Annotated in this window: 25 protein-coding genes; 12 read left to right on the forward strand and 13 right to left on the reverse strand. The window is 36.8% G+C overall.

The window, feature by feature from the left end; translation table 11 throughout:
* Positions 1–136: 136 nt before the first annotated feature.
* Entirely contained in the window at positions 137–703 is a 567-nt protein-coding gene (locus tag MKX96_RS16970; RefSeq protein WP_169360854.1) for an NADPH-dependent FMN reductase, read from the reverse strand.
* Between the two features lie 206 nt (positions 704–909).
* Positions 910–1,665, reverse strand: coding sequence for an oxidoreductase (locus MKX96_RS16975; RefSeq protein ID WP_340885617.1), 756 nt, complete (start codon positions 1,663–1,665; stop codon positions 910–912).
* A gap of 110 nt (positions 1,666–1,775) precedes the next feature.
* Here MKX96_RS16975 and MKX96_RS16980 point away from each other — a divergent pair, with 110 nt between their 5' ends.
* The 3 genes from MKX96_RS16980 (at position 1,776) to MKX96_RS16990 (ending at position 4,752) form a co-directional block, all read left to right on the forward strand.
* Positions 1,776–2,780 carry a hypothetical protein gene (locus MKX96_RS16980; protein WP_340885619.1) on the forward strand — a complete coding sequence of 335 codons (1,005 nt, stop codon included), beginning with the start codon at positions 1,776–1,778 and terminating at the stop codon, positions 2,778–2,780.
* Between the two features lie 47 nt (positions 2,781–2,827).
* A complete protein-coding gene (locus tag MKX96_RS16985) occupies positions 2,828–3,010 on the forward strand; it encodes an SE1832 family protein (protein WP_169360851.1) in 183 nt (60 codons plus the stop codon).
* Between the two features lie 179 nt (positions 3,011–3,189).
* Positions 3,190–4,752, forward strand: coding sequence for an ABC-F family ATP-binding cassette domain-containing protein (locus MKX96_RS16990; RefSeq protein ID WP_169360850.1), 1,563 nt, complete (start codon positions 3,190–3,192; stop codon positions 4,750–4,752).
* Between the two features lie 83 nt (positions 4,753–4,835).
* Here MKX96_RS16990 and MKX96_RS16995 read toward each other — a convergent pair whose 3' ends face one another.
* Entirely contained in the window at positions 4,836–5,111 is a 276-nt protein-coding gene (locus tag MKX96_RS16995) for a hypothetical protein (RefSeq protein WP_340885623.1), read from the reverse strand.
* 254 nt (positions 5,112–5,365) lie between these two features.
* Here MKX96_RS16995 and MKX96_RS17000 point away from each other — a divergent pair, with 254 nt between their 5' ends.
* Positions 5,366–5,872 carry a hypothetical protein gene (locus MKX96_RS17000; RefSeq protein WP_340885625.1) on the forward strand — a complete coding sequence of 169 codons (507 nt, stop codon included), beginning with the start codon at positions 5,366–5,368 and terminating at the stop codon, positions 5,870–5,872.
* Positions 5,873–6,117: 245 nt separating this feature from the next.
* On the opposite strand, the gene MKX96_RS17005 is transcribed toward MKX96_RS17000, so the two are convergent.
* The gene (locus MKX96_RS17005) at positions 6,118–6,666 is read right to left on the reverse strand and encodes an RNA polymerase sigma factor (RefSeq protein ID WP_169360847.1); all 549 of its coding nucleotides are present in this window, start codon (positions 6,664–6,666) and stop codon (positions 6,118–6,120) included.
* A 201-nt stretch (positions 6,667–6,867) separates the two neighbouring features.
* Here MKX96_RS17005 and MKX96_RS17010 point away from each other — a divergent pair, with 201 nt between their 5' ends.
* Positions 6,868–7,344 (forward strand): hypothetical protein, encoded by a 477-nt coding sequence (locus tag MKX96_RS17010; RefSeq protein ID WP_340885629.1) that lies wholly within the window; start codon positions 6,868–6,870, stop codon positions 7,342–7,344.
* A 99-nt stretch (positions 7,345–7,443) separates the two neighbouring features.
* Here MKX96_RS17010 and MKX96_RS17015 read toward each other — a convergent pair whose 3' ends face one another.
* The 6 genes from MKX96_RS17015 to MKX96_RS17040 form a co-directional block, all read right to left on the reverse strand.
* A complete protein-coding gene (locus MKX96_RS17015; protein ID WP_340885633.1) occupies positions 7,444–8,709 on the reverse strand; it encodes a hemolysin family protein in 1,266 nt (421 codons plus the stop codon).
* Positions 8,710–8,995: 286 nt separating this feature from the next.
* A complete protein-coding gene (locus MKX96_RS17020; RefSeq protein ID WP_340885635.1) occupies positions 8,996–10,282 on the reverse strand; it encodes an ABC transporter permease in 1,287 nt (428 codons plus the stop codon).
* Positions 10,283–11,380 (reverse strand): ABC transporter permease, encoded by a 1,098-nt coding sequence (locus tag MKX96_RS17025; RefSeq protein WP_340885638.1) that lies wholly within the window; start codon positions 11,378–11,380, stop codon positions 10,283–10,285.
* A gap of 10 nt (positions 11,381–11,390) precedes the next feature.
* The gene (locus MKX96_RS17030) at positions 11,391–12,263 is read right to left on the reverse strand and encodes an ABC transporter ATP-binding protein (RefSeq protein WP_340885640.1); all 873 of its coding nucleotides are present in this window, start codon (positions 12,261–12,263) and stop codon (positions 11,391–11,393) included.
* Positions 12,264–12,826: 563 nt separating this feature from the next.
* Positions 12,827–13,732 (reverse strand): cation diffusion facilitator family transporter, encoded by a 906-nt coding sequence (locus tag MKX96_RS17035; RefSeq protein ID WP_340885643.1) that lies wholly within the window; start codon positions 13,730–13,732, stop codon positions 12,827–12,829.
* Positions 13,733–13,930: 198 nt separating this feature from the next.
* Positions 13,931–14,617, reverse strand: a complete 687-nt coding sequence (locus tag MKX96_RS17040) for a cyclase family protein (protein ID WP_340885646.1) — start codon at positions 14,615–14,617, stop codon at positions 13,931–13,933.
* Positions 14,618–14,850: 233 nt separating this feature from the next.
* Here MKX96_RS17040 and MKX96_RS17045 point away from each other — a divergent pair, with 233 nt between their 5' ends.
* Complete coding sequence (locus tag MKX96_RS17045) at positions 14,851–16,248, forward strand: dipeptidase (protein ID WP_340885649.1); 1,398 nt, start codon at positions 14,851–14,853, stop codon at positions 16,246–16,248.
* A gap of 104 nt (positions 16,249–16,352) precedes the next feature.
* Complete coding sequence (locus tag MKX96_RS17050; RefSeq protein WP_340885651.1) at positions 16,353–17,120, forward strand: hypothetical protein; 768 nt, start codon at positions 16,353–16,355, stop codon at positions 17,118–17,120.
* A gap of 47 nt (positions 17,121–17,167) precedes the next feature.
* Here the strand turns inward: MKX96_RS17050 and MKX96_RS17055 are convergent, their stop codons facing one another.
* Entirely contained in the window at positions 17,168–17,749 is a 582-nt protein-coding gene (locus MKX96_RS17055) for a nitroreductase family protein (RefSeq protein WP_169360838.1), read from the reverse strand.
* 168 nt (positions 17,750–17,917) lie between these two features.
* Here MKX96_RS17055 and MKX96_RS17060 point away from each other — a divergent pair, with 168 nt between their 5' ends.
* Entirely contained in the window at positions 17,918–18,502 is a 585-nt protein-coding gene (locus MKX96_RS17060; RefSeq protein ID WP_340885655.1) for a glycerol-3-phosphate acyltransferase, read from the forward strand.
* Positions 18,503–18,570: 68 nt separating this feature from the next.
* Complete coding sequence (locus MKX96_RS17065) at positions 18,571–19,422, forward strand: DegV family protein (RefSeq protein WP_340885658.1); 852 nt, start codon at positions 18,571–18,573, stop codon at positions 19,420–19,422.
* Positions 19,423–19,498: 76 nt separating this feature from the next.
* Here MKX96_RS17065 and MKX96_RS17070 read toward each other — a convergent pair whose 3' ends face one another.
* A complete protein-coding gene (locus tag MKX96_RS17070; protein ID WP_340885662.1) occupies positions 19,499–19,987 on the reverse strand; it encodes an amidase domain-containing protein in 489 nt (162 codons plus the stop codon).
* A gap of 116 nt (positions 19,988–20,103) precedes the next feature.
* Between MKX96_RS17070 and MKX96_RS17075 the strand changes: the two genes are divergently transcribed.
* On the forward strand, positions 20,104–21,126 hold the full coding sequence (locus MKX96_RS17075; protein WP_340885665.1) for a DUF2804 domain-containing protein: 1,023 nt from the start codon (positions 20,104–20,106) through the stop codon (positions 21,124–21,126).
* 564 nt (positions 21,127–21,690) lie between these two features.
* Here MKX96_RS17075 and MKX96_RS17080 read toward each other — a convergent pair.
* On the reverse strand, positions 21,691–22,728 hold the full coding sequence (locus MKX96_RS17080) for an NAD(P)/FAD-dependent oxidoreductase (protein ID WP_340885667.1): 1,038 nt from the start codon (positions 22,726–22,728) through the stop codon (positions 21,691–21,693).
* Between the two features lie 120 nt (positions 22,729–22,848).
* Here MKX96_RS17080 and MKX96_RS17085 point away from each other — a divergent pair, with 120 nt between their 5' ends.
* Positions 22,849–23,649, forward strand: coding sequence for an ABC transporter ATP-binding protein (locus MKX96_RS17085; RefSeq protein ID WP_340885670.1), 801 nt, complete (start codon positions 22,849–22,851; stop codon positions 23,647–23,649).
* Positions 23,646–24,575 (forward strand): iron-hydroxamate ABC transporter substrate-binding protein, encoded by a 930-nt coding sequence (locus MKX96_RS17090; protein ID WP_340885672.1) that lies wholly within the window; start codon positions 23,646–23,648, stop codon positions 24,573–24,575. Before MKX96_RS17085 ends, MKX96_RS17090 begins: the two co-directional genes overlap by 4 nt.
* Positions 24,576–24,583 lie beyond the last annotated feature (8 nt).

The following is a 24,583-nucleotide window of genomic DNA, read 5'->3' on the forward strand; positions in this document are numbered from 1 at the left end:
CGAAAACATTATTTTTTTCTGAAAACTAGCTGAGTAGGTAAATGAAAATGAGCATAAAAAAAGACTATAAACAACTTTGAAAGATTGTTTACAGTCTAGGTCTGTCTTCCCCATTACTAGAGCATAGGGAAAGCAATTAATTTATTCGAATCGTTGCCTCTTTTGTTAGGCTGTTGCTCATATCTGCATATAGAACAAATACGCGTGCAAGCTCCTTTAATCGAGCATGAACATCTTTATCAATGATTTTATTGTTTTCATCAAAGTGACTCGTTTGCGTGTACACGTAGTTTGGAGTAACTAAGCATTTAAAATAATCTAGAATAGGCTTCAACTGGTTTTCTACCACTAGATGATGCTGGAATGTACCTCCGTTAGCTACGATGGAAACCGGCTTGTAACGCATAGATTTTGGATGCAAGAAGTCGAAGGTATTTTTTAATACGCCTGGAATAGATCCCTGAAAAATAGGCGTCGCAAAAATAAACCCGTCTGCTTGATCAAATTTACTAACCAATAGCTTCATGTCATCGTTATATTGTTGAAATGGTCGCCCGTCCACAAATTGATGCTCATAATTAGAAAGCTTGATGATTTCCAATGTATAGTCTTTATTGATTTCTTCTATATATTCTTTCACTTGTTCTAATAATACACCTGTTTTTGTTCCGATAATTGTTCCGTCTACCAATAGAATTTTCACCTTAACAGAACCTCCTTTTTCCGTTCTTATTATATCAAAAAAATAGCTCCATTTTAGTAGAAAAGTTCCTGTTTGATGAAGTTCATCCTTTTGACTGAAATAGCTCCCTTCTGGGCTACACCCAGTTTTATCCCTGTAAATACGGGATTACCTAGTTTAATGCAGTATATGCACTTCTTGCATGAACGACAATAGCATCTTTCTTACTAATCCTTTTTTTCCTTATCAACAAAAATACCTTCTCTTTTCTCCCAATTAAAAAGGTCTTCTCTAGAAATAGGCTGCTCTTCCTTCACTTCGATTTGTTTAGCATTTAAAATATCTATGTTTTGATAAATATTCACCTTATTCCTCTGACCATGAAGGGCGTAATGATACATAGCAAAGGCAAGCTGGTGTCCTTCGACTGCCCTCATCTTTTTAAAGGGACCTGTCAGCACTGGGTTTAACACTTTAAATAAACCTTCGGATAGACGTTCACCTAATCTGAATTCCTCTCTCCCACCGATTATTAGAGATGGCTTAAAAATGGAGAGACTCGGCATATTTAGTGCTATTAACTCTTCCTCTAGTTTGCCCTTTACCTGGCTATAGAAAAAAGGAGACTTTTTGTTTGATCCAACCGCAGAAATTACATGAAAATTAGGTATACCTCTCTTTTTTGCTAGGGAAGCAATTTGTAGAGGGTACTCAAAATCCACTTTTTGAAAATTTTCTTTCGACTTAGCTTTTTTTATCGTAGTCCCTAAACAACAAAACAAGTCATCTGCAATTTCTAGATCCTTTTCCTCCAGTTGCTCAAAATCCTTTACCCTTACGTCAAGCTTTGGATGATTAAAATCAGGTTTCCTTCTAGCAATAATTGAAATTGCTGTATATTCATCACTCTCACAGAGCTGCTTTACTAAAAATTGACCTGTAAAGCCCGTCGCTCCAACTACTATAGCTGTTCTTTTAGTCACTTTTATACCTCCTCTTAAATGTAGTCATCACTTTCCTAGCCAAATTGTCATATCCCCCTGCCCGTCCCCATACAATAGAAGGAATATGTCTGAAAGGAAGATGATGAAATTTGAAACTTGCTTATTTATTAAACACGCTGCCTCATCGTGGATTGTATCCTGCCGATCGTGCAAATAGCCTTCTTTCTGCAATGAAGATGAAGGAAAACAAAGTTTTTGTTCCTTCTACTAATACAAGCCTCATTTACTACTTAGAAAAAAAGCAGATTAAACCTTTCTTGTATAAAACAAATGCTCAATTAGTAGCAGAGATGGACTCCTTCCAGCCGGATTGTATCATTCACGATAGTGGTAATTCTGAGAAAGACCTCATTAAAAGATTAAAAAAGGATAACCGATGCCTGGTTCATTTTGATGATCATGGAGATGGCGGATTACTCGCTGATATTGTCTTTCAGGCACTCTATGAAACTCCTAAAGAAATTTCCAAGGAGAATTATGTATATGGGCCAACTGGCTACATTCCCGTACACAAGATCGTTTATAAAAATAATAACATGCCGGACTTACCTCCGCATATAGTGGTCGCTTTTCCACATGAGGATCCCGAAAACTTAACGTACCGAACACTTCGGCATCTAGTACAGCTCCATATTCCATTGCGCATCAGTGTACTTGTAAATGATCAATATAAGCATGATGTAACGGAGCTAAAACGTTTCGCTCTCACAAGGAAATCTATCGGCATTATTAAAACGAATGAACCGGAAATTTATATTCCATTAAGCGATATCGTGATTAGCTCGGGATCCTATGTGCCTTATTTAGTTTCACAATTCCAGGTACCATGTATTGTCCTATGTGCGCATGAGGAAGAGGTTAACTACGGTTTTCCTACTGAGAAGCATGGTTTTACAAATCTGGGACTCGGAAGAAAGATAAAACAATCCTACTTGCAAAATGCAATAATGGAAATCATTCTCCACGAGAATCGCAAAAATGCCTACAAATATAAACAAAAGCAACTAGATTTTAGCAATCACCTTACAGATGTAGTGGAACTCATAGAACAATTGATAGTCTCCAAAAAAGAGGAAGAAGAAATTGCGCATTAAGTTAATTTTTGTGCTACAATGGAGCAAAAAGCTGAAGGTGAACATTCATGACAAAACAACAGCTGCAGACACAAATCGCTGAGTTAAAAATGGACTATATTCGATTACAAGGTGACATGGAAAAGCTTGAATCAAATGGACATCCTACTCAAGTCGAGAATGCTGAGCGTAGACTAGCACAAATGGAAGAAGACCTTGCTAAACTAAACAAACAGCTCGCTGAACTGTAAAACGTATTTTTTCTGTTTGCAGATAGGGGAAAGAGACGTATGGAAACCCGTCCTTTGGTAGGGTTGGAGTATGTTAACTGCCCCGTCTGTCATCTTTGCGATGCTTTTTTAAGCAAAGATACAGAGAAAATAATCGTTTTATCAGTTTTGCGAGCTTTCTTTTTGGAGGAAAAAATCATATGTTAAACGTAGTAAATTTGGGACATACATTCGGTGATCGTACATTATTTAAAGAGGTTTCATTTCGCTTAGTTGAGGGTGAACACGTAGGACTAGTTGGGGCAAATGGTGTTGGAAAATCAACATTGATGAGCATTTTAACGGGAGAGATTATATATGACGAGGGTCGAGTAGAATGGCTTCCAGGTACGCATTATGGATATTTAGATCAGCATACACGCTTACAGCCAGGGCGTTCCATGTTCGATACACTTCGTGATGCCTTCTTACCTCTTTATAAAAAGGAAGAAGAGCTTAACGAGATTATTGGAAAAATGGGTGATGCTACACCTGAAGAGCTTGAAGTGTTACTCGAACAAATGGCAGAAATTCAAGATGCACTGGATGCTGGAGACTTCTATTCACTAGATATGAAGATCGAAGAGGTTGCTAGAGGACTTGGTCTAGATGCAATCGGACTAGACCGTCCAGTAGAGGCATTATCTGGTGGTCAGCGTACAAAGGTTTTACTTGCCAAGCTTTTATTGGAAAAGCCAAAAGTTCTTTTACTAGATGAGCCTACTAACTATTTAGATGAAGAGCATGTAAATTGGTTATCCAACTATCTTAAAAACTATCCACATGCATTCTTATTAATTTCTCATGATACAGAATTCATGAATGGAATTGTAGATGTCATTTTCCATTTAGAATTCTCGAAGCTAACACGCTACACAGCTTCCTATGAAAAATTCTTAGAGCTTGCGGAGCTAAATAAAAGACAGCATCTGGACGCTTATGAAAAACAACAGGATTTCATCAAAAAACAAGAGGAATTCATCGCTAAAAATAAAGCGCGCTACTCTACAACTGGACGGGCTAAGTCTCGCCAAAAACAATTGGATCGCATTGAGCGTATTGACCGTCCTGAGACTGCGGCAAAGCCAGAGTTCGGTTTTAAGGAGTCTCGTAGCTCTGGGCGCTATGTAATTGAAGCGGAGCATTTAGAGATTGGTTACGACAAGGCACTTCTTCCCCCTTTAACGTTTACGATAGAGCGCGGAGAGAAAATTGCCCTTGTAGGGATGAATGGTATTGGTAAATCTACCTTACTAAAAACCATGCTAGGGAAAATCCCTCCAATTGGTGGAAAAGTAATCCGAGGCGACTTCCTCTTTCCTTCTTACTTTGAACAAGAAGTAAAAGCTGGTAACATTACACCAATTGAGTCTGTATGGGAAACTTATCCAAGCATGGAGCAAAGCCAGGTTCGAGCAGCATTGGCACGCACCGGACTTAAAAGTGAACACATTACTCGCCCTCTTTCCAGTTTAAGTGGTGGTGAGCAAGCGAAGGTTCGTTTATGTAAGCTAATGATGGAAGAAAGTAATTGGCTAATTTTCGATGAGCCAACTAACCATTTAGATATTCATGCAAAAGAAGAGTTGAAACGTGCAATGAAGGAATTCAAAGGCACAATTGTTCTTGTCAGCCATGAGCCTGAATTTTATGAGGGCTTAGCGACAAAGGTTTGGAACGTTGAAGAATGGTTCTCTACAGGGAAAGAAATTATTGAAGAGTAAAACTTTAACCTGATAAACATTAAAAAGCTGATCGTGAGAAGTATCGCGATCAGCTTTTTTGCATATTCTTTTGACTGGAAACGTTAGTTATCTCCCATATCGACAGTTAACTCTAAGTCTATCTCTTTTTTCATAGCATGCCATTTTGCTTGATATTTGGCTTTTGGAACCCCAAGATTTTGCTCATAACGGCACATCCAACAAGAACAATGAACCTTGCCTTTGTTAAACTTACCTCTTACGGGCGTATATTTTACTTCGTTGTCGTCCCAATTAAAAACGTTTCTTACGATTCCTATCTTTTTTTGAATGGCTCGCTCTCGCTGATGGCGAGTGTAAGCTTTCGAACGATTTTTCATATTGTATCAGCTCCCTTGAGAAACCCGAGCTTGCAAGGTGCTTCAAGGAATGGCAATAGCGCACCCTACAAGCTCGGCATGTAGCTGAACAATTGGATTATATAATTCATAGTGTCTTACCCCTCTATTTTTTTACAATAATAGCATATCTCAAAGCAGAACACTAACAGCTATTTCTATAGCATATTGCATAGAAAATTTTTTGTTCATCGTGTATAAAGTTATAAAAGAGATTATTTAAGGAGATTAATACAGTGAAAACCAATGCTCTATTTTATAAAATACAAAAAAGAACTGTGACCACTAAGGACTATGTGAATTGGTCCCATAACTTATTAGCAAACGATATATCATCACCATCCGTAAATATACTTTCTTCCATCTCATATAATGAGAGTATTTTCGAAGTGGAAGTTTATTTCAAAAGGGCTTTACAAGAGTTATCAATACAAGCACCAACCCTTGAAACATGTACAAGAGATTATTTAGGTTATTTAGCAGCTAAAATACTAGAGGCTAATAGTCATTCTGCGATATTTGATTTAGCTTACAGGATGTATCGGATTATTGCATCTGATTTAGATTATCCGGACGATTTGATGGAGTGGTATGAAGTAAGTGAGCTCATCGATCAGCTGCGCTATAGCGTTGAACCTACTGAGCTTAATGAAGAAGAAGTAATATCAAGGATTAAAATTGAAGCTAGCAATTATCCCGTTGAGCAAAATGTTTATACTTCCCAATCTACTAACAAAGACTAATTAAAATAGAAAAACGAACTTGGATTTGCTATTCCAAGCTCTTTGCCTTTTTATAAATATAACGTACGTGTCTTATCATTCTTCCCATTGGAGTCGCAGCCTACTGCTACAATCGGCACAAATAAAAAGTTCATAATAATCGCCGCTTTTGTCATCGATTTCATTCAATTGAATTTATTGCCTAACTAAAAAATACTAAAACGTGAAACCTTCATCAAGATTTCACGTCCTTATTTATACATATTTTACGCAAAAGCTAATGATTCTTTTGCTAAATCATCATTCATAATCATTTCTTTTAGACGTTGTTTTGCTCGGAATAAGCGAGATTTTACAGTTCCTATAGACACTTTCATAACCTCTGCAATTTCATTTAGTGAAAATTGATGTACATAGAAATACATGACAGTCTTTTGATAAATAGCATCTAGTTCAGAAATCTTAGTGCGGACAATTTCACAGACGTCTTCTTTTTCTAGCTGCTCCTCTACTGATAAAACATCTGAAGCAATGAGGTCCAGCAATGAAATATCTAACTGATCAGGTTGATTTGCAACGTATTTACTGCGTCTTACTTGCTTACGGTAACGGTCGCGGAATGTATTCATACAAATAGTTGTTAACCATGCTTTTACGTGGTCTACTTCCTTCATATAAGACTCGTACCTTACAACTTTCATCCATACCTCTTGCATTAAATCTTCTGCTTCTACAGGGTTTTTAGTCAGTTTCAGACATAGGTAGTATATGTAACGGTTATATTCTTCATATATATTCTCAATTGTAATTTGCATTTTTAATATCCTCCGGTTGGCTTTTCTTATAACTATATAATGCCAAATCCTAACCTTACCCTCCATCGGATTCTCTTTCAGAAAAATTACAAACGTGTAAGAAACCAAGAAAGGTATCATGTAGTAAAGTACGCATCAACCAACCTGCACTATCTTCTAGCGGCCAAAGCCAACCACTAACTTCCTAGGAGGAATATAATTTTGGAAAATGGGAAATTAATAACTTGGGAACCAATACAAAACAATCCATTTGACCGTTTTAAAGAACCAATGGACTTAGTATCAATGCATTATGATTTTGAAAAGTTCGAATTAACATTCGCAACATGTACACTCAACAACCCTGTACAGGAATTTAAATTCACATATACGCAAGACGAGAATTATTTTTATCCAGTTCGTCATTTTCGCATTTTGGAAGAACATATAAGATCGGATTTGGAAAACCTTTTTGGTGAAATTTACAAGGAAAGAAAAGACGCTGGTTTGCCAAATCTCTTGTACGATTCTACTTTTTACAAAATAGAAAATTCAAGTTTTGAATCCTGGTATAAAAGTATTGACGGTAGTCTTCCGTTACCAGAAGATTCTACTCTTGAACATCACTTATATGTAACAGGCAATCATTTTATTGATGTATTAAGTGAAGTACAACCCACAATTACTAAAATAAAATAGATAATATAACCACTGTATACTTTTAGTTCGATCTTTTGCATTGTCTTCTATAAAAAACCAATAAAAAATGGCCACCTAAATAAAAAAACACAAGAGAATTTAATCCTCTTGTGTTTCGGTAGTATCGTCCTCTGAATCCTTTGTAATCGTTACTCGTACAATTCTATTGCGATCCATTTCGTTTATTTCTATATACAGGTTTTCAAAACGGAACTTTTCATTTTCTTCTGGTACATGACCGAGTTGTTCTAAAACGAGACCACCTATTGTATCATTTTCTGTTTCAATAGAAAGCTCGAACATTTCATTTAGGTCTTCAATTTCAAAACGTCCGGAGCATACCAGATGGTTTTGCGATTGTTCAAACAGAAGGATTTCTTCATCCTCATCCGTCTCATCCTCAATTTCTTGGCCAATCATTTCTTCTATTAAATCTTCATGCGTAACAATACCAAGTGTACCCCCGTATTCATCTAAAACGATGGCCATATGCTTCTTCTTGTTGAGCATCAACTTAAATACTTTTTCTACACTTAATGTTTGCACGACAAACAATGGTTCTTTATCAACAATTTCCTCTAGCGTAAGTGACGGTTCTATTGACCATTCTATTAGCATTCTCGAATAGAACATCCCAACAATCGTGTCTAAGCTCTCTTCATATATAGGATAGCGCGTATATGAGTGTTCTAAAATGATATCTCTTACTTCTTCGTAAGTAGCTTCTATTGGGATACCTACCACATCTGTTCTATGTGTACAAAGAACATCCGAGACATCCTTATTTGGAAAGTCAAGAATTCCTCTAATTCTCTCCGACTCCTCTACCTCAAATGTACCATCACTTGAAGCAAGATCTACCATGGAAAGCAATTCTTCCTTCGTAATCATTGTTTCTTTTACTGCCCCATTAGATCCTATTCTGATGAGCATATTTGTAAACTCTGAAATCAAGATAGTAATAGGACGAAGAATTGCGACTAAGAAACGTATCAATGGTGCTACTATGTAAACAATCGTTTCAGAAAATGTTGCTGCAATTGTTTTCGGCAATACCTCACAAAATAATATTATAAATGCTGCCACAACTACAACGGACCAACCAATATGCCAATCATAGTGATCTGCTATTAATATAGCTAATAACGTCATAGATGTATTAGCTACCGTGTTACCAATAAGAATCGTTATGATCATTCGGTCCGGCTTCATTAGCTGGGCAAGTAATTTAACTGCAGCAACCTCCCCTTGCTCTGCTTTCAGCTGGACCTTTGTCCTATTTACTGTCATTAAGGCTGTTTCACTTCCGGAAAGGAAAAAGGAAGCTACGATGGAAACAGCTAAAAGTACAAATTCTATGTACAATTTAAAATCCTCCTATTTATTCACGTTCATATATTTTAATTATAAATATAGCATACCGCCATTTAAGTTGTCACAAAATTAGCGCAACTCCAAAAAGTAGCGTAAGACTTAACAAAGAAAAGGAATACTCTATCATTATACTCTATAATTATTTTTCCATGCCAATTAATGACCAAAAAATCCCTTTCTAAGTAATTTAAAATTACTAGTATAGAGAGGGATTAAAGGCTAAGGAGAATCATGCATATATAGTTGCACCTAGATACACAAATGAAAGGCTTCCTATTCAAGTTACTTGTCTTTTGAATCGAAAAGTTACATAACTTAAAATGGTTAGAATAATGCCTAAGACCAAATGGATATTTAAACCTGTATTAAAAGTAAAGCCAGGATTAAATGTAAGTGTAGCAGTTTCTCCAGTGATGATTTTATGAATATCTATATATACAAAAGGATTAAATTCAGAAGCAAGAATGTTCATCCCAATATAAGTGATCGTCCCTGACAATACCATGGAAAGGCTCGCATTTTTGGTCAAAAGGGCAAATATGAAATAGAGCGAGTACATAAAAAATGAAAAAGCGATTAAGAATATTAAGACCTTCCAAAAATACTCTTGGAATTCTATAAAGTGAAATTGGTCTTCTCTAGGATTCAACGAGTTACCAAAAATACTTGTTGATTTTGTGCCTTCATATACAAGGATTGGATTTTTCAAACTACCTAACCCATTGGTGAAGAGGCTACAAACTAATGGAATTGCTAACATAAGGAGAGAAAAGATTAGTAGATACATGTATCCACTAATATATTTTGCGAAAAATAGTTTCATTCTAGAATAAGGCAATACTCTATAGAAATTCAGGCCACTCTTCTTCTTGGTGGTTTCTGATGCAATGCTATTCCCAAAAATAAAGCAACCAATCAATACAACTGCAGGAATATAAAACAGCTGAATGAGTTGAACTAAGAAGGAAAAGCCTTCTTGACCATACCTTTTGGTTGTGATTTGATACTGTTCCAAAGAGGTCCCAGTAAAATCATCATAGATTGTCGCAATAAGAGGCAGAGATGTCGTATTTTGAACAAAAGGCTTACTGTCAATATCCTTTAGCAGCTTTAATTCCTCGTAAGTGGCTCTCAATGTAAAATAAGAGACCAATTGTTCCTCAATACCGTACGATGTGGTATCTGGATCCTCCACAAATATCTGTAAACTATCAATATCTTTTTCATGTAAGAACATCCAATTTTCTTGCTCATAGGCTTCTATCATTTTTTCTGAGTTGGCAATGGACTCTAGACTCCTATTGATGAGTGAATCCATCTCTTCCCCTTTGGCGGTATCTCCTACCTCGATGGCCTTGTCTTTTTCTGCTCTAAATTCATTTGCAAAATTTGTGAACATCTCAGGATAACTTTCTAGCCTGGTTATATTCCCTTCGTGAACTTCTTCGGCCACCGCATAGTTAAAGATATAAAGACCAACTGCAGCTAGAAAGGAGAGAAAAATCGAAACTAATGTCGTCTTCTTTTTAAGTACCTTTTTAGACTCAAATAAAAATCCTCTCATCTAAGTTCCTCTCCTTTTACTCATATATATAGCAACCAGGATTAAAATGATGGATACTCCTAATAAGAGACTTGCTCCAAAAAATACCTGAGTTTTATCATTCAACACAGCGAGATCAATCATACCGTATGTAAATGGGTTTACCTGATAGACAAAACCATTAACCAATACGATGTAGTTCCCGATGTGTAAAAAGATGATAAGCAAATAACTTATGATTGTATTCCTTACTAAAAAACCCGTTAGAGTGATTAAGGCGACGCAAAAAATCATATAGACGAAACTATAGAACAAAGCTTCCTGGAGGTAATTGCCGGATGTAAGAAAATTTCCTTCGGTTGTAGTCAAAGGATAAGAAAAACCATTTTCCATGTTGTCAGTAAAGAGATAAGGAAGTAAAAAAGAAGTCAAAAACATAATGGACATCCAAAATACACCTAATACAAAAAAGCTAATGAACTTATTCATTAAATAATAGGGTCTCGACATGGGCAAAACATAAACCATTTGTATGTTTTTCTCCTCAAACTCTCTCGTAATGGATGTCCCAAGAATCAGCAAGAGAACCAAAAATCCAAAAGGATTTAATAGGAGAGAAACTACATTTTTCATAAAGAGGGATGTTTGAATGGAAAGGTTCAAATCCTCCTTTGGCAGTCCTTCCTTTAACAGCTCTTCATTGAGCAAAATAGTATCCAACATGTCTGCCTTACTCTGTCTGAAGTCACCATTCATATCTTGATAAGCGATCGCAGATTGATAGACTTTAATTTCTGTTGCCAGTTCTACTTCCCATTTTTTATCTTGTACAGCTTGAATGAGTTCAGTTATTTCATCATATAAGTTTAGGGCAGCGTTTAATTTGTTCTCCGCTTCTGGATCTGAGGCTGTTTCTAGTTCCTGTCTGTTTCGCTCGATTTCCTGAAACACATTGCCTCTATGTTCGGAGAATTGTTGTACCTTAGTAGCAATGATTATATCTTGCTGAAGAACATTCCGAGTATATAATCCACAAATAAATAACACAGTTAAGAGAATGAAGATGGTAAATGCCTTTGCATGGAGTATTTTCTTGATCTCAAATAGGAATATTTTCACATTGAGCTCCTCACAGTCCAAATAATTCTTCATATAGTTTTTCTGAACCCGTTATTTCCTTTTCGATGTCGTAGATTTCTACTTGGTGTTCCTGAAGAATGCTTATTACTGTGGATAAGGACTGCTCTTTTAACTCAAATATCAGTTTATCCTGCTGTTCGCTTACTAAAAAACCATTTTTTCTAAGACAGGACTTCCCCTTTTTAGAATCCGACAAAGTGAGATAATAGGTAATGGATTCGTGGTCTGCCATATTGACTTGGAGGATTTTTTTGTCTTTTAAAAATAGGATTTGTTTAGTCACACGGTCTATTTCCGCAAGATTATGGGAGGAAAGAATAATAGTCGTACCCTTCTCTGCCAACTCTAGTAATATCTTTCGCATGAGAATGGCACTTGTCGGATCTAAACCATTTAATGGCTCGTCAAGTAATAATAGCTTGGGCTTATTCACCAAAGCCATAGCTAACAATAGGTGCTGCTTCATACCAAGAGAGTAATTCCCCACTACCTTTTTTACATAATTGGTCATGCCCACATATTCAGCCACTTCATTTATTCGAGTTTTACTTATTTTATTTACCTCACATATGTATTTTAAGTGATCATAGCCTGTTAAATATTCGAACAGCACGGAATTGTCTTGTAGATAAGCAACCTCTTTGAACACTCTATAATCTTTATTTGATTTACCGACCAATTCTACGCTACCTGAACTAGCTGATAATATATTTGTAAGAACATTTAAGAAAGTAGTTTTCCCAACTCCATTTGGTCCAACTAAGGCCCAAATTCCCGGCGAATCGATGGTTAAACTAATATCATCTAGTACTTTTTGTTTCTTATAGCTTTTTGAAAGATTTTTAATCGCTAATCTAAACACCCTTTTCAATCCTCCTCCATAAATTACAGAATATTCCTTATTTTTAATCAATATAACATTATAAACTATATTTTTCAAATCAAGGTGTGAAATACATTTTTAAGTTATAAAAAAATCTTTATTAAAGTTATTGGTTGATTTTGACAAACAATTCTTTTTTATAGTGACTGTAAACATTAAAAAAGGAACTTTCAAATCGCTATTAAGAACATAAAAAGATGATGAAATTGGGGTTGGGTACAGTTTTTTGGCTTTATTTATGCGAGTAAATTTATAAGCAATTTATCGATGCATCAAAGATGTTCCTATTTATTGATTGTAGCGACAGACGGCGACTCCAGCGGGATGAGTGAGACAGATAAGACGTCACAACCACGTGCGATAGCGATGGTTGATGGCTTATCGCTCACCCCGCGGAAAGCGTCCGGCTGGGGCGGAAATCAATTCTACTCTCTGACTTAAAGATTTCTTTGCATTATAAATCACCCCTACCCTTTAACATAGCATAAAAAAAAGTCAAAACCCTATTAAATAAGGGTTTTGACTTATATGTTCTGTGCTGGCTAAAAATGATAATCATCTTCCGAAATAACCATTTCCTTCGGGTCATACGGTTCAATGTGGACAAATGTAACGGCCTCACTGTTAAGAGATTGTATATGTTGTTCAATTTTATTAGAAATATCATGCGATCGGCGAACGTTTAAGTTTGGGTTAACACTAATGGTTATATCAATTAGCATCATACCGCCATGCTGACGGCCTCGAATTTCAGTAATTTCACGTACTTGTGGCATTTTTTCTATATCTGCACGAATTTTAGCTAAAAATTTACTGTCAAATCCATCTGTTAATAAATATACAGCCTCTTTAAATATATCAATTGCAGTTTTAATAATTATAATACCGATGATAAAAGCTGTTATCGTATCAATAATAGGGAAACCAATTATTGCGGCTACAATCCCTACAGCTGTTCCGATACTTACAAAAGCATCTGACCTATTATCATAAGCAGCGGCCTTTACCGCTGTACTTTTAATTCTTTCAGCCAAATTATAGTTATATTTGTAGACGCCATACATAATAACAGCACTGATTAGCGCGACAAAAATTGTTAATATATCAGGAGATTCTTGAACTGGGTTAATCATACTTTCTACTGCTGAAATCAATACCTCGATCCCTACATAGATCATAATAAACGAAGCAATTAACGATGCAATTGTTTCAGCACGAAAATGACCATAACGATGTTCATCATCTGGCGGCCTTTGAGAAATACGTAAGCCAATTAACACTGCCACAGAGGCAATGATATCTGTTGTATTATTAAGACCGTCCGCCTTTAAGGCTTCTGAATTCCCTATATACCCTGCTGTTAGTTTAAAAATACTTAGGACAATATAAGTTACTATCGATAAGTAAGCACCTTTTTCACCGGCGCGCAAGTTTGTGTAAAGCTCCAAAATGTTTCCCCTCCGCAACTTCCCTTAAAACACGAAAGAGGTTACCCATTGCCTGAACTGGCAATGGGTAACCTCTATACTGAGTTTTTTTATTATATCATTCATTTGATCTTAAAGAAAGATTTATACCGAACAGATTAGTAATTTAACTATTCACTCTTCTAACTTTTATATTGCTTCTATATCAAAGTGTAATCGCTATTCTTCCACTTGTACGATGACATTAACTACTGATGCATCATGGTCTTTGATACGTAGTGGTGCAGTGAAGGCAGAAATAAGTTTTTTGCCGATTAAAGGCTCAGGGTTAATGTCTTCGTAAATAAGCATGGTCGGTTCTTGGTACCTTTCATGGTCTAAGAAAGCATGGTGTACGAAATAGCCATTCTCTTTCGCTTCTGTTAAGTTTTCAATACTTAGCGTATCAATAGCAACTGCTTTGCAGTTTGGCAATTTTGTCCGAATATACTCTGCTGCTTCTGGTGAGACAGATGGAAAGTTATTAGCATATTTTTCAAAGTCAGTTCCCCGGTGTTTCCAGTTTCCTGTATTAAAAATAAGAATATCTGCATTCTTAAGGTTTTCATATTTTTCAAGTATCTCAATTGTTATAAAACCATTGGTGCCAACTGGACAATCAATTAATAGTGGATTTTCGTAAATGAAGTCTTCAATTGGAATAGCATCTATCCCCTTCCCATTATTTAAATGGTGATAAGGGGCATCTACATGGGTACCAGCATGAAGATATATGCTAAGAACGCTACCGTTCCAGTCATCCCCTTTTTCCAAACGCTCTCTTGGCTCTAATTTAACTTCTGGTAAACCGGGATAAACAGGCATCCCTTCATAGATTGGATAACCAATTTCAACATATTTCTTCATCCGATCCACTCCCTCTATAATTTTAATTTTTGTTTATTGTAATAGCCTATCTTCTATATGAGTTAACCGTATTTCTATTAGTATTCTTTATACATAAGCTAAATACCTTTATAATTTAGATAGAGATTATTTCGTTAATCTCTATATTTCACAAACTTTTCTAATGATTTAGTTACCTTGAAATTGTGATATACTATTTTTACTAAACTATCTTTGGAAAGAAGGATAAATCTATGAGCCAAATAACTAATTTAGATAACTATTTTGCAGAAAAAAGAGAACAGCATTTAGAAGAATTAAAAAAATTCCTTAGCATACCAAGTATTTCTTCCTTATCAGAGCACAAAGCGGATATGCAAAAAGGTGCAGAATGGCTTGCAGACTCCTTTAAACAAGCGGGACTAGAAAATATTGTAATTGATGAAACGAAAGGTCATCCTGTAGTATACGCTGACTGGTTACATGCGGAAGACAAGCCAACTGTGCTGATCTATGGACATTATGATGTCCAGCCTGTAGATCCATTAAACCTTTGGGAATCGGAGCCATTCAAGCCTGAGATACGTGATAATAAGCTATATGCTCGTGGTGCCAGTGACGATAAAGGACAAGTATTCATGCATGTGAAGGCAGTTGAAGCGCTTCTAGAATTAGAGGGATCTCTACCTGTTAATGTGAAATTCCTAATTGAGGGTGAAGAAGAGGTTGGAAGCCCTAATCTAGAAGAATACATTGAAAATAACAAAGATAAGCTTGCAGCAGACGTCATTGTTATTTCTGATACAGGAATGCAAGGACCTGGACAACCAGCAGTATGCTACGGTCTACGCGGTTTATGTGGCGTTCAAATTGATGTAAAAGGCGCTAAAGGAGACTTGCATTCTGGACTTTACGGTGGCGGAGTGCAAAACTCTATCCACGCTTTAGTATCCATTCTAGAGTCTTTCCGTAATGCAGAGGGTACAATTGAAGTGGAAGGCTTCTATGACAACGTTCGTCCTTTGTTGGAAGAAGAACGTGAAGCATATGCTGCACTTGGTTTCAGTGAGGAAGAATTGAAACAAGAAGTAGGTGTAGATGAGTTATTTGGAGAAAAGGGTTATACACATTTAGAACGAGTTTGGGCTCGTCCAACTCTTGAAATCAACGGGGTATTTGGTGGCTTCTCTGGGGAAGGCATTAAAACGGTTTTACCAAGCGAAGCAGGAGCTAAAATTACTTGTCGCTTAGTACCAGACCAAGATCCAGATGAAATAGTTGAAAAGCTGAAGGCTCATATTGATCAGCATAAACCAGCTGGCGTAACAGTAACAGTAACTGAATTTGATAAAGGTAAACCTTTCATCACTCCTTTCGACCATCCAGCTATTCAAGCTGCAGGACGTAGCTATGAAAAAGTATACGCTGTACCAACTGCCTATACACGCGGCGGCGGATCTATCCCAATCGTAGCAGCATTTGATGAAATTCTTGGACTACCGGTAGTGTTGATGGGCTTTGGCTTATCTACAGAAAACTTCCATGCACCTAATGAGCATTTCCATCTAGAAAATTTTGATAAAGGATTACGAGTTATTGGTGATTACTATAATGAGCTCGCTAGCCTATCAAAAGACGAATTAAAAAAATAAAACATTTAAGCACATGGAGTCTTATAGATTCCTGTGCTTTTTATTGTTTAATTACTGTATAATTCTTACAACAAGAGTTAATATTCCATTAAAGGGTGAAATTGATGAAAGACCAAGTGATCAAATTAATCGCTAGAAAAGTTGTTACCACTCTTATCACTGCCATGCTTTTTGCTTTAAGCTTTTCTTTTTATGGCCTGATTGGCAACGATTCTCTACCGCAATATGATCGTGGTGAAGAATTTATCGGCTGGGCAATTCTAGTATTTTACTACAGTGGTATCATCATTTTCGTATACGGTACTGCTGTTTCTATTGTTTTAGAATTAATGCTAAGAAAAATATTACCCAGGTATAATTGGTTATATATTTTATTTCATGGCTTATTTGGTGGTATTTTCTTATTCCAGGATCTAGACATAATATTTTTAGGAATAGTTCCAGCATTCATATACGGCCTAGTGGATAGATGGTTATACACTCAAAATATGGATGGTCGCCATATTAAATTCGGACTTCTTATTCCGGTTGCCCTCACTCTAATACTATGGGCAATTTTCTCCCTCACGTCTGAGACACGGCCCTCTTTTACTAGTGAAGAGGCAATTGAGCTTGCTACCTCTGGAGAAGGTACTATTTCTAGTAACTTTCCAAAGGATAAAAAGAAATGGAATGGGGAAATTGAAGGCTTTCAGGTATCTAGAAAATCCTCTGCAAGAAAAAGAGGGGATAATGAGTATATTGTTACCTTAACAGAAAGCTGGGAAAAGGGGTATTTGAACGGAACTTACAAAATTCATTATATAGTGGAGCGAAACACAGTATCTCTTCATAGTGAAAGCGGCCTAGTTCCCCCCTACTATAAAAAATAAGGCAAGCAAAAGCAGGGCCTCCCCTCTTTTTGCTTGCCTTTTGCATTTTACTTTTGATTGCCAAAGAATGTTACTACTTCATCAATACTCTTACGTGGTTTTGGTTGAGGTGCTTCATTGTAATAACCGACCTGGAACATGCTGATAATACGTTCTCCAGATTGAACTCCTAAAGCTTCACGGAACTTTGGATTGTCTAGGAATCCTGGTGTCTTCCAGCATGATCCAATGCCTTTTTCCCAAGCTAGAAGTTGGATGTTCTGCACAAGCATACTAGCTGCTGCATAATCCTCTAAACGTTCCTTTTGACGTGCATCTTCCGGAACAATGACAAATAGGTATGCTCCAGGATTTTTAAATTTTTGCATTTGCTTCTCTAGAGCATCCTCTGAAAGCTCTTTCCATTTTGGAATGCCATATTCTTTTAACAGCTCATGTAATTCTGTTAAACCTTCTTCGCCGCATGCTGCGATAAAACGCCATGGCTGTCTCATCTGATGATTAGGAGCCCAAAGAGCGTCCTCCATAATAGACACTAATGTATCTCGATCAACTAGCTCTCCATTAAATAATTTAATAGATCTTCTTTGGATAATTGCGTCACGTACTGATAATGATTGTTCCGTCATATTAACACCCTCTTAATTGTCAGTCTTTTTTATCCTTCTAATCATACCAATTTCTATGAAACTTTAAAAGTCTTCAGTTACTACTAGAATTATGTATGCAGCAGTCATACTTAGTGTAAAATATAGTATAAATAGGAAACAATACAAATGTTATTTTGAGGTGATCTGTTGGTTCTCTACTGGATTTTCAGCTATTTTGTCGGCAACATTCTTACAGCCTGGTGGATTGGCAAATGGAAGAAAACTGATCTTCGGCACATGAGAAGTGGGAACCTCGGTGCTAGAAATGCAGGCGCTGTTCTAGGTAAGACTGCCTTCATCTTAACCTTTCTTGGAGATGCTTTAAAAGGGGTTCTCGTACTTTATATTGGTTATTATTTAGATTTTTCGATTCTGGTTATTTCGATTGCAGCATTCTTCGTGATTATAGGGCACCTATATCCTGTTTGGTTAAAAGGAAAAGGAGGCAAAGGAATAGCTACGTTCATTGGGGTATCATTAGCACTTAATCCATTTTTATTTGGAATGCTAGCTATTATTTTTTTATTTTTCTTAGGTCTTTCCAGAAGTGCAACCTTAAGCATGATTTTCGCCTTCAGTGCATATGGTGTTTTATGCTTAGTTATACCGGAATACCGAGAGCTTGCCCCCTTATCTCTAGCTATTGCCATTATTCTTTTCCGTCATCGGTTTGATATAGTCGATTCCTGGAATGAACGTTGGTGGAGCAAGTCAAAAGAAACAAACAACTAGTCAATATAACACTTACATTTGAATATGCTACATTATTATCGTAAATATATATAGATAGGATGTACAGAATGATTCCACATAAAATTGCATGGGTTATTGATAGCAGCGCATATATAAATAATTATTTACAAGCACATCCCGATGTCTTTATAGTTCCGATTAATATACATTTCGGTACTGAGCAATTTGTAGATGGAGTAGACTTAACGTCTGAGCAGTTATACGAACGAATTCGTAATGGTGTGGATTCTATAAAAACCTCCCAGCCATCAGCAGGTGAGTTTGCTCAGCTTTACTCGAAGTTAAGTAAAGAGTACGAATCCATCATCGCCATACATGTATCAAATAGTTTAAGCGGGACTCTTTCATCGTCTGTTGCTGGAGCACAAATTGCTCAAGTGCATGTAGATTGTATAGACTCCTTATCCCTATCTGCTGGAATTACTGGTTTAGTAGAAAAGGGTATAAAACTACAGCATGAGGGACTACCCTATACCGAAATAGTAGAACACCTAAAAGCAGATGCTACAAAGTTTAAAAACTACATCTTAATCGGTAATCTTACTCAGCTATATAAAGGTGGACGTTTAAGTAGTGCCCAATTTTACTTAGGCAGTCTCTTAAAAATAAAACCAGTTATTCAAATAAATAATATGGGACAGCTACAGGAGCTAGATAAGGTACGCTCCCATAAAAGAGCAATTCAATATTTAGTGGATAAAGTTGTAGACTCTGTTGAAAATGATGGTATCGAGACTGTTTATATTATGCATGCCAACGCTCTTGGGCAAGCGGAAAGCTTAAAAGAAACTATTTTGCTATCTTGTCCGAATTTAGATGTAACCATAGGTGAGATAAGTACTTCTCTTGCAGTACATGCAGGTGAGGATACAATTGCAGTCCTGTGGTATTTGCCTTAAGTAAGAAAGACATTTTAAATATCAATGCTCCCGAGTAGGTTCGGGAGCTTTTATTGTTCTGGTATGCGTAGTTTACTTAAAAATCATCCTTAACATGAAAGAATACATACTTCGTATTAGGGGTGTACGCATAGGAATCCTGATATTCCCAATATCTATTTCTACTGTTGTTTGTATGAGCATTCACGTACGGCACACCGTCTTCAACCCTTGTAACAATCGTAGAATGATCCCACCTTCCATCCCCTTGGAAATCATAAAAGATTAAATCTCCTAGTGTTAGCTGGCTTGCGGAATTAACCTGTGTTGCCTGCAATCCAATTGTAGATCCAGCTAAGTACCACCGCAACGAATGGGGTGTCGTCCAGCTCAAGCTCCATGAATTGTTACTTAACCACCACCCTTTTTCCCTATTTGGCTGCCCTCTCATAGGGGCCCCACCTGCCAATAAACATTGTGAAATATAATTTGTACAATCCACATCAAATATAGGGAAATTAGGATTATAGCTGTTCCACCATTGATCCGCATATTGAACGGCAGCGTTCCTATTATATTTTGCCATTTTTACCACCTCCTCCTATCTTGTTTATATGTATTTAAGAAGAATATATGCTAGTATGAAGTTAACTGAACAATCTTTTATCTTTTATTCTATTTTTTGGGAAAGGAAGTTGGCTGATGCGACAACATGCAGAAAAGGAAATCTTAGTGCCGACTTTGCTCTGCGATGATAAGGGAAATTTAAATCCGAAGGCAATTGGATTCGCTAGAAGACCTATAATTGAAAGCAACCTTAAAGGTCACTATATGCGGAAGAAAAAATGGAATTATTGGTGCATCTTTGGAGATGAAGTCCTATTTTCAGTAACTATTAGTCATTTAGATTATGCTGCTGTCTGTTTTGTTTATTTCCTAAATTATGAGACGCAACGCTTTGTCGAAAGAACGGTAACTATTCCATTAGGTACAAAGGTGAAAATGCCAACTAATGTACTGGAAAGCGTTCGATTACAGTCTGAGGAAATGTCCATTCAGCTCCTATATCTTCAAAATGAAACTCATATGACAGTTACAGTTCCAGATTTTGATGGAGAAGTTTTGCATGCTGATTTGGTTATTTCTCATCCTCCAGATGAGGATTCTTTAAATGTGGTTATTCCATGGAATCGAACTCAATTCCAATTTACTGCGAAGCATCACCTCCTTCCTGCTAAAGGCTTTGTGAAGATGGGTAGTTCCTCTTATTCCTTTCAAGGCGAAGATAACTTTGCAGTACTCGACTATGGAAGAGGCGTTTGGCCTCGCGAGGCAATTTGGAACTGGGGTTTTGCATCTCAACGTGTAGGGGCAAGAAAAATTGGCCTCAATCTTGGAGGTAAATGGACAGATGGCACTGGAATGACCGAAAATGCTGTTATTGTAGACGGTCATTTATCTAAAATTCATGAAGATTTAGTGTTTCAGTATCAAAACACTGATTTCATGGTCCCGTGGAAAATTAAGACTAAGTTTTCTAAAGATGTTGATCTCACCTTTACCCCTTTCTTTCATCGAGTAGCGAAGACAGATGTAAAGTTGGTCTCCTCGGAAGTAAATCAGATGATGGGGTATTATAATGGCAAGATTCAATTAGAAGATGGAACTACTCTAACTATCCAGCAGATGCTAGGATGCATTGAAGAGCACAAGGCTAAATGGTAAAAAGGCTACCCAGTTAGGGAAGCCTTTTTTTGTGGAATGGTGTGCCTTCTCCTAATTATGGTAAGCACTTTTTTTATATTTAGGTGCAGATTCTCCAGGTTACGTGACACTTTTCTAGGTTTAGATGCGATTCCACTGGTTAGGTGGCATTTGCTCCTCTTTAGGTGGCATTCTTCAACTTTTAGGTGCACTTTTCGCTCCATTTATGTGACACTTTTCTAAGTTTAGGTGCGATTCCACTGGTTAGGTGACATTTGTTCCTCTTTAGGTGGCATTCTTCAACTTTTAGGTACACTTTTCGCTCCATTTACGTAACACTTTTCTAGGTTTAGGTGCAGCTCCACTGGTGAGGTGGCATTTGCTCCTCTTTAGGTGGCATTCTTCAACTTTTAGGTGCACTTTTCGCTCCATTTATGTGACACTTTTCTAAGTTTAGGTGCTATTCCACTGGTTAGGTGACATTTGCTCCTCTTTAGGTGGCATTCTTCAACTTTTAGGTGTACTTTTCGCTCCATTTAGGTTCACTCTTTACCATCACTTGTCTTGGACAGACATAGGGTCTTCTTAAATAAGCTGTTTTTGCATTTGTTTGTTCTTTTCTTTAAACATCTCATTGTGAGAGGATACCATGGCAAAGCTATGTGCATCTGGTTCAATGAATTGTTTTGCCTGGTTGACGGCATTTGCAGCATCTTGAAAGGTACCTGCGATTAGGTGTAGTTTTCCTGGATGAGCTAATATGTCTCCAGCTGCGTAAATACCTGGAACGGACGTCTCACTTTTACTGGTGCCGGCTACGTAATATTCATCCTTTACTGCTATATTTACCGTACTTTTTTCAATCAACTCTGCATCTCTTTCATAACCATGATTGATAATGACTTCATCCACTTCAAGGTAAGTAATTTCTCCTGTTTCATTGTTTGAAAGGACTACCTGTTCAATAATGTCACGGTTATTAGAAGCGATCAGCTTAGTAATAGACGTATTGAATAAGCAAGTTACTGAGCTATTCATCAATTGAGTTATTTGAGCTTCATGTCCATTTAACGCATCCTTGCGGTAAGTTACAAATACTTTTTTGGCAATTGGCTCCAGTTCGTTTGCCCAATCGATCGCAGAGTTTCCTCCACCTGAAATGATGACAGTTTTATCCTTAAAGCGACGAATAGATTTAATCGTATAGTTTAGGTTACTAACTTCAAAGCGATCAGCTCCACGTATATCTAGTTTAAGAGGATTCAGGATTCCACCCCCGATTGCTAGGATGATCGTTTTGGAATAATGAATCTCTCCAGAAGCTGTAGTTAAACAAAAGACTTCGTTATCCTTACCAATTGCTTCTACCTTTTCGTTTAATACTACTTCCGGATTAAATGTTAACCCCTGCTCTACTAGCTGATGGATTAATCGTTCACCCGAGATTGGAGGCTGCCCCCCCACATCCCAAATCATTTTTTCGGGATAGACATGAATTTTACCACCTAGTTGAGGTTGAAATTCAATGATCTTTGTTTTCATTTCTCGTAATCCACTATAAAAAGCAGAATATAAGCCTGCTGGACCACCACCAATTATCGTTACATCAAATATATCACGCATATACTGTAATCCCCTTTGAAATTTATTGTTGACTTCTCCCCAAAAATTCCATATGATTTCTTTATGATAATGATAATCGTTTTCATTTATTTTATCAACTGTTAGTTTGGAGGTTTTTAAATGGTTCGCCTTTATACGGAAGATTTGTCTATAGGCTATGGAGAAAAACTTATTGTGAAGGAGCTATCTATACAGATTCCTGACCAAAAAATTACAACAATAATTGGTCCTAATGGCTGTGGCAAATCCACCCTTCTAAAAGCAATTACGAGGATTATTCCCCATCAATCTGGATCTATATTGTTAGATGGGAAAACAGTTTCAAGAGAAAACACAAAAGTGCTTGCTAAGAAGATGGCGATTCTCCCCCAAACGCCGGAAAGTGCAAGTGGACTTTCCGTTGGTGAACTCGTGTCCTATGGTCGATTTCCCTACCAAAGCGGTTTTGGACGTCTCACCAAAAGAGATTATGAGGTAATAGACTGGGCAATGGAAGTGACTGGAACCATTGGTTTTAAATATCTACCAGTAGATTCACTTTCAGGAGGACAGCGTCAAAGAGTCTGGATTGCTATGGCGCTTGCACAGGAAACGGAAATCATCTTTTTAGATGAACCAACTACCTATCTCGATATGGCCCACCAATTGGAAGTACTAGAGCTTTTACAGAAATTAAATGTTCAAGAAAAAAGAACAATTGTTATGGTTTTGCATGACTTGAACCAAGCTGCACGATTTGCAGATTATATTATTGCTCTAAAAGAAGGCCATATTATTAAAGCTGGTAATTGCAAGGAAGTCATTACAAAAGAGATTTTAAGAGACGTTTTCGAAATCGATGCCGAAATTGGCATAAATCCTCGGACAGAAAAACCAATGTGCATTACATATAACCTACTAAAGGGAGAATATAAAAAATGAAAAAGCTTCTTATACCAATATTGTTTTTACTTATCTTATTAATTACTGCTTGTAATAATGATGAACCAACTGAAACAAATGGTACAGGTAAAGATAGTGTAGAAGAATCTACTACTATTACATATGATTCAGAGGAAGGTCCAATTGAGGTCCCTGCTGATCCGAAACGAGTAGTTGTGGTATCTACCTATGCTGGGAACGTAGCAGCACTTGGAGTCAACCTAGTAGGTGTCGATGCTTGGTCAAAATCTAATCCCCAGTTTGATAAGTATTTCGCGGATGTAGAAGAGGTTTCAGAGGATAACTTGGAAAAAATTATTGAGTTAGAGCCGGATTTAATTATTGGACTTTCCACAGCTAAAAACCTGGATAAGTTAAAAGAGATTGCTCCAACTGTTACCTTTACTTATGGAAAAGTCGATTATCTTACACAACATTTAGAAATTGGAAAACTATTAAATAAAAAAAAAGAAGCTCAGGAATGGATAGATGATTTCAAGAAACGTGCACAAACAGCAGGTGAAGAAATTAAAGGCAAAATAGGTAAAGATACAACTGTCTCCGTTATCGAGAATTTTGACAAGCAATTATATGTATTTGGTGATAACTGGGGTAGAGGTACAGAAATTATCTATCAGGAAATGAAGCTAGCAATGCCTGAAAAAGTAAAGGAAATGGCTTTAAAAGATGGATTTTATGCTTTATCGCTTGAAGTCCTGCCTGAATATGCAGGAGATTACATTATTTTCAGTAAAGTAGGTACACAGGATAACTCCTTCCAAGAAACGGATGTATACAAAAATATTCCTGCCGTAAAAGAAGGTCGAGTTTTTGAGGCTGTTGCAGAGGAATTCTATTTTAACGATCCAATATCTTTAGATTATCAACTAGCGTTCTTTAAGGAAAATTTTTTAAACAGTAAATAGTGTATTGG

Origin of the sequence: Psychrobacillus sp. FSL W7-1493 (genome assembly GCF_038004905.1) — a bacterium.
Lineage (GTDB): Bacteria > Bacillota > Bacilli > Bacillales_A > Planococcaceae > Psychrobacillus.

What these genes read in the sequence shown, in the direction of transcription:
- MKX96_RS16985 (WP_169360851.1), top strand. Translation starts at nt 2,828, where the DNA reads ATGACAAAACAACAGCTGCAGACACAAATCGCTGAGTTAAAAATGGAC.
- MKX96_RS16990 (WP_169360850.1), top strand. Translation starts at nt 3,190, where the DNA reads ATGTTAAACGTAGTAAATTTGGGACATACATTCGGTGATCGTACATTA.
- MKX96_RS16995 (WP_340885623.1), bottom strand. Translation starts at nt 5,111, where the DNA reads ATGAAAAATCGTTCGAAAGCTTACACTCGCCATCAGCGAGAGCGAGCC.
- MKX96_RS17005 (WP_169360847.1), bottom strand. Translation starts at nt 6,666, where the DNA reads ATGCAAATTACAATTGAGAATATATATGAAGAATATAACCGTTACATA.
- MKX96_RS17020 (WP_340885635.1), bottom strand. Translation starts at nt 10,282, where the DNA reads ATGAGAGGATTTTTATTTGAGTCTAAAAAGGTACTTAAAAAGAAGACG.
- MKX96_RS17040 (WP_340885646.1), bottom strand. Translation starts at nt 14,617, where the DNA reads ATGAAGAAATATGTTGAAATTGGTTATCCAATCTATGAAGGGATGCCT.
- MKX96_RS17045 (WP_340885649.1), top strand. Translation starts at nt 14,851, where the DNA reads ATGAGCCAAATAACTAATTTAGATAACTATTTTGCAGAAAAAAGAGAA.
- MKX96_RS17050 (WP_340885651.1), top strand. Translation starts at nt 16,353, where the DNA reads ATGAAAGACCAAGTGATCAAATTAATCGCTAGAAAAGTTGTTACCACT.
- MKX96_RS17055 (WP_169360838.1), bottom strand. Translation starts at nt 17,749, where the DNA reads ATGACGGAACAATCATTATCAGTACGTGACGCAATTATCCAAAGAAGA.
- MKX96_RS17065 (WP_340885658.1), top strand. Translation starts at nt 18,571, where the DNA reads ATGATTCCACATAAAATTGCATGGGTTATTGATAGCAGCGCATATATA.
- MKX96_RS17070 (WP_340885662.1), bottom strand. Translation starts at nt 19,987, where the DNA reads ATGGCAAAATATAATAGGAACGCTGCCGTTCAATATGCGGATCAATGG.
- MKX96_RS17075 (WP_340885665.1), top strand. Translation starts at nt 20,104, where the DNA reads ATGCGACAACATGCAGAAAAGGAAATCTTAGTGCCGACTTTGCTCTGC.
- MKX96_RS17080 (WP_340885667.1), bottom strand. Translation starts at nt 22,728, where the DNA reads ATGCGTGATATATTTGATGTAACGATAATTGGTGGTGGTCCAGCAGGC.
- MKX96_RS17085 (WP_340885670.1), top strand. Translation starts at nt 22,849, where the DNA reads ATGGTTCGCCTTTATACGGAAGATTTGTCTATAGGCTATGGAGAAAAA.
- MKX96_RS17090 (WP_340885672.1), top strand. Translation starts at nt 23,646, where the DNA reads ATGAAAAAGCTTCTTATACCAATATTGTTTTTACTTATCTTATTAATT.